The following is a 4,295-nucleotide window of genomic DNA, read 5'->3' as shown; positions in this document are numbered from 1 at the left end:
CGACCGGTTGACGGAAGAGGGGTTGTTGTCCGAAACCCGTTACCTCGAAAGTTTCGTTTCCTACCGCGCCCGTTCCGGTTATGGCCCTTTACGCATTCGTGAAGAGTTGAGCCAGCGCGGCCTGCAGCGCACCGATATTGAGCTCGCCCTGCGTGAGAGCGGTATCGACTGGCAGGAGCAGCTGGCCGATACCTGGCGGCGCAAGTTCTCCGGGCAATTGCCGGCAGACGCCCGGGAGCGAGCCAAACAAGGCCGGTTCCTGGCGTATCGGGGATATTCCATGGAGATGATCAACCGCCTGTTCAGCGGTCGAGGGATGGACGATTGAACTGAAACGGCCTGCTATTTCGATAACGGGCCGTTTTTTATGCCTCACGTAACCTTTGACGGCTCCCGCGTGCGTTGCTGCACTTGGGGGGTTGATTGTGCCCAGTTTTCCGGCAGGTTGATGTAGTCCACAAGCTCGCGCAGACGGCCATGATTGCGGGCGTTGAAGTTGAAGACCAGCCGTGCCAGATGGCTGAACTCGGCTTCGTCGTGTACTTCACCGTTGTAAACGTGCTGATGGAAATGATCGCTCAGACACAGGTCGGCGAAAGCTTCCTGCATATGCTCGAGTGCCCGGTCATTGAGTGTGTGATTCATGCGAATCAGGAACTGATGCTTGAGCCAGCGACTGGAGTGGAAGTTGCTGTAGAACTGGTTGATCTGCTCCACCGCCTCTTCGACGCTGTAGACCAGTTTCACCAGCTTCATGTCAGTGGGCAGGATGTAGTGGTTTTCCTCCAGTTGCTGGTGAATGAAGTCCAGTGCGCCTTGCCAGAATTTGCCGCCCGGCATGTCCAGTAGCACCACTGGCACCAATGGGCTCTTGCCGGTCTGGATCAGCGTCAGCACTTCCAGCGCTTCATCCAGCGTACCGAAGCCGCCCGGGCACAGCACCAGGGCATCGGCTTCCTTGACGAAGAACAGCTTGCGAGTGAAGAAGAAGTGGAAGGGCAGCAGGTTGGTCGTGCCGTCGACAGTAGGGTTGGCATGTTGCTCGAAGGGCAGCGTGATGTTGAACCCCAGGCTGTGTGTCAGACCGGCGCCTTCATGGGCGGCGGCCATGATGCCGCCACCGGCGCCAGTGATCACCATCAGGTCCGAGCGCGCCAGCGCGGTGCCGAGTTCCCGGGCCATGCTATAGAGCGGATGTTCCATGGGGGTACGGGCCGAGCCGAAAACAGTGACTTTGCGTCGCCCCTTGAACTGTTCGAGCACGCGGAAAGCCTGTTCCAGCTCGCGCAGGGCTTGCAGGGTGATTTTGGCATTCCAGCGATTGTGGTCTTCCTGAGCCATGCGCAGCACGGTCAGGATCATGTCGCGGTAGATCGGGATGTTCGGGCTGTTGGGTGAAATCAGCTTGAGTTGTTCTTCGACCTTGCTGATGAGGTCGTGGCCGCTTTCTTCAAAATGACGGCTCAGGAGGTCATTCGGTTGGTAAGGCATTCAACTTCTCCTTCTGCACAGAACCTTCGGCCCGACAACGTACGTCGGAGCCACGACACTCCATGTGTCGCTGTCTGCCCAGGCCCATGCCTGGGCGATCTACTTGATCCGAAAACATCGGATCATCCAAACAGGCCCTGTTTTTCCCTTGGATGAAAGAAACGTTCGCACTGCACGACAAGCGACGGCCAGCCCCTTTCCAGCCCTGAAAAAGTGAACGTGGATACCCTGAAATCTAGACCTTCACAGTGATTTGCGCTGCCTTGATCATTGCGCCACAACGTCTTTCCTGGCAACCGCTTATTGACGATTTGCAAGGTGTATTCACCGCTCGTCTGAACGTTCGTCGCATGTGCGGCGCTCTGATTTACTAAGTTACAAGCGTCACACGACAACTTTGCGTCAACGGCAGGGCGCACGGTACAAGCGATTCAAGGATTTATCACTCAAACATGAGTGAAGTGCAGGGAGGCGGGAAACCATGGCCAGAGTCGTTCTGGAGATCGATACGCAGCTGTATCGATTGCTGAAGTCATCAGCCGAGACCCATCATTGGAGTCTCGAAGAGGAGTGCTGCCGACGTTTGCGCGGTGGCGAACGCCGTTCACATTACTTGCAGGCGCTGCTGGCAGAACTGCGCGCCGAAGATGAACAGCGGCGCGCCAATTCCAGGTGATTACTTTTTCTTCCTGGCCGGTTGCAGGCAATCCGATTCCTGGAAGCTTGCGGAGCCGACCGGGCGGTTGGTCTTCACCTCGGTGAAGTCGTAACGCATGATTGCGCCCCTGGCCATCAGCTTGCGAAACCCTTCGTTTCGGCAGACAGAAGCCCCCAACTGGAAGTACACGGCTTTCGGGTCTGCACGCATCTTGTCGGCGTGGCTGCTCTGCACGCTCAGGTGGTTGATCAGCTGTTTGCCTTCAACGGTGTAGCCTTGATCGAGAATGTCTTCGTTGATCGCTCGCGGAGTGCCGACGCTGCTCTGGGTGGCGACGTTTTGCAGCATTTTGTTCAGTTCCGTGTCTTTCAAGGACGCAGCCTGGGCGTTGAAGGACGACGCCAGCAAAATGGCCGCGGTAGGAACGATAAGGCGCAGCATGAAACTCTCCTGGTTCAGTGATGGGGCTTTGACCCGTCACGTGACTGTGCGTTCAGTGGCGGCGGATTATAGGGGAGGTGGGCTGGACGGTACAGGCTTGCGCCGGGCGGTCTGGTAAACTGCTGGCACTTTTTACCCTGTCGAGTGTTTTTCGTGTCGATTTCCCTTCTCTGTGGGCGTTGCCCGCTATGAGCCATACCCCCGCGCGCTTTGCGTTGAATGCCGTCGCCCGTTTGCGCGATCAGCGCGAGGAGGAGGGCATCAAGCCGATTCAGGCCCGCGGCTGGCGCGCGACGCGCTGCCGTGACTGCCGGGTGATCGAGAGTCACTGCCTGTGCGCATGGCGTCCGCAGGTCGCTACCCGCTCCGGCGTGTGTCTGATCATGACCAACAAGGAAGTGTTCAAACCAAGCAACACCGGTTGGCTGATCGCCGACGTGGTACCTGACAACCATGCCTTCATCTGGTCCCGTACCGAGATCGATCCGAAGTTGCTGGCGCTATTGTCCGACCCGCAATGGCAGCCTTATCTGGTGTTTCCGGGGGAGTACRTCGAACCTGAACGCGTGACAAACACTGTGGACGTCGATGGCACGAAGCGCCCGCTGTTCATTTTGTTGGATGCGACCTGGACCGAAGCGCGGAAGATCTTTCGCAAGAGCCCCTATTTTGACCGACTGCCGATCCTCAGCCTGCTGCCGGAGAAACTCTCCCGCTACCGGTTGCGCCGCTCGACTCGCAGCGAGCATCTGTGCACGGCGGAAGTGGCGGCGCTGTGCCTCGACCTTGCAGGCGATGTAACCGCAGCCTCGGCGCTGGATGCCTACTTCGATGTGTTCAGCCAGCATTACCTCGACGCCAAACATCAGTTGGACATGAACGTTTCGACCCCGGCGCACGCCGAGTTGATGCCCTATGTTCAGCCGGTCACTCCGTTGATGGGCTGATTGTTGCGCATGCTGCAATAACCTGTACCGGCCATGCTGCTTGACCACCCCGGCTTCGCTGGGCATGCTTGGCTCCGATCAGGGTGCGGCCTGAATTTGCAACGCGTTTTTTGCGTTGAACGTGCCTTGTCGGTGCAGCTCCGTGGCTGTGCCTTGAGGTGCTTTGGCGAGGTCCGAATGCATCGGGCGTCCCATGAAAAAAACAGGATCATTTGAAAAATGGCCACATACGAAATCCTGATTGCCGATGACCACCCACTTTTCCGTAGTGCCTTGCATCAAGCGCTGACCCTGGGCCTTGGCCCGGATGTCCGTCTGGTGGAAGTGGCGAGCATCGCCGAACTGGAAGTCCGCCTGACGGAAAAATCCGATTGGGATCTGGTGCTGCTGGACCTGAACATGCCGGGAGCCTACGGTTTTTCCGGACTGGTCCTGCTGCGCGGTCAGTACCCGCAGATTCCGGTGGTCATGGTTTCGGCCCAGGAAGAGCCGACCATCATGGTCAAGTCTCGTGAATTCGGCGCCAGTGGCTTCATTCCCAAATCCAGCGACTTGAGTGTGATCCAGAAAGCCGTGCGTGCGGTCCTCGATGGTGACGTGTTCTGGCCGCCGCAGGCGTTCGAAGCGGTCAGCGTCTCGCAAGAGGCCAAGGCGGCCAGCGAAGGTCTTGCCAGCCTGACGCCGCAGCAATTCCGGGTGCTGACCATGGTCTGCGAAGGCTTGCTGAATAAGCAGATCGCCTACGTGCTGAGTGTTTC

The 4,295-nt window shown here is 58.1% G+C and carries 6 protein-coding genes; 4 read left to right on the top strand and 2 right to left on the bottom strand.

All coding sequences use genetic code 11. The features are described 5' to 3' along the window. The coding region (locus tag ACXRVY_RS18730; RefSeq protein WP_458237957.1) for a regulatory protein RecX at window positions 1-328 on the top strand (328 nt) is incomplete at its 5' end. A gap of 44 nt (window positions 329-372) precedes the next feature. Here ACXRVY_RS18730 and ACXRVY_RS18725 read toward each other — a convergent pair. After that, entirely contained in the window at window positions 373-1,491 is a 1,119-nt protein-coding gene (locus ACXRVY_RS18725; protein ID WP_223458432.1) for an LOG family protein, read from the bottom strand. Between the two features lie 481 nt (window positions 1,492-1,972). On the opposite strand from ACXRVY_RS18725, the gene ACXRVY_RS18720 reads away from it, so the two are divergent. Continuing rightward, the gene (locus tag ACXRVY_RS18720; protein WP_223458434.1) at window positions 1,973-2,167 is read left to right on the top strand and encodes a hypothetical protein; all 195 of its coding nucleotides are present in this window, start codon (window positions 1,973-1,975) and stop codon (window positions 2,165-2,167) included. Here the strand turns inward: ACXRVY_RS18720 and ACXRVY_RS18715 are convergent, their stop codons facing one another. Then, window positions 2,168-2,590 (bottom strand): PA3611 family quorum-sensing-regulated virulence factor, encoded by a 423-nt coding sequence (locus tag ACXRVY_RS18715; RefSeq protein ID WP_223458436.1) that lies wholly within the window; start codon window positions 2,588-2,590, stop codon window positions 2,168-2,170. A 188-nt stretch (window positions 2,591-2,778) separates the two neighbouring features. On the opposite strand from ACXRVY_RS18715, the gene ACXRVY_RS18710 reads away from it, so the two are divergent. Beyond that, entirely contained in the window at window positions 2,779-3,537 is a 759-nt protein-coding gene (locus ACXRVY_RS18710; protein WP_458237956.1) for a tRNA-uridine aminocarboxypropyltransferase, read from the top strand. A 219-nt stretch (window positions 3,538-3,756) separates the two neighbouring features. Beyond that, window positions 3,757-4,295, top strand: a 539-nt coding sequence (locus tag ACXRVY_RS18705; protein ID WP_458237955.1) for a response regulator, incomplete at its 3' end; no start/stop codon positions are given.

The organism is Pseudomonas sp. P5_A2_2 (genome assembly GCF_054177685.1).
Note: the sequence above shows the minus strand (reverse complement) of the source record. Positions and strands in the feature narration are given on the sequence as shown.

Bases quoted from the DNA above. Each gene is read 5' to 3' on its own strand.
- ACXRVY_RS18720 (WP_223458434.1), top strand. From the start codon at position 1,973: ATGGCCAGAGTCGTTCTGGAGATCGATACGCAGCTGTATCGATTGCTG.
- ACXRVY_RS18725 (WP_223458432.1), bottom strand. From the start codon at position 1,491: ATGCCTTACCAACCGAATGACCTCCTGAGCCGTCATTTTGAAGAAAGC.
- ACXRVY_RS18715 (WP_223458436.1), bottom strand. From the start codon at position 2,590: ATGCTGCGCCTTATCGTTCCTACCGCGGCCATTTTGCTGGCGTCGTCC.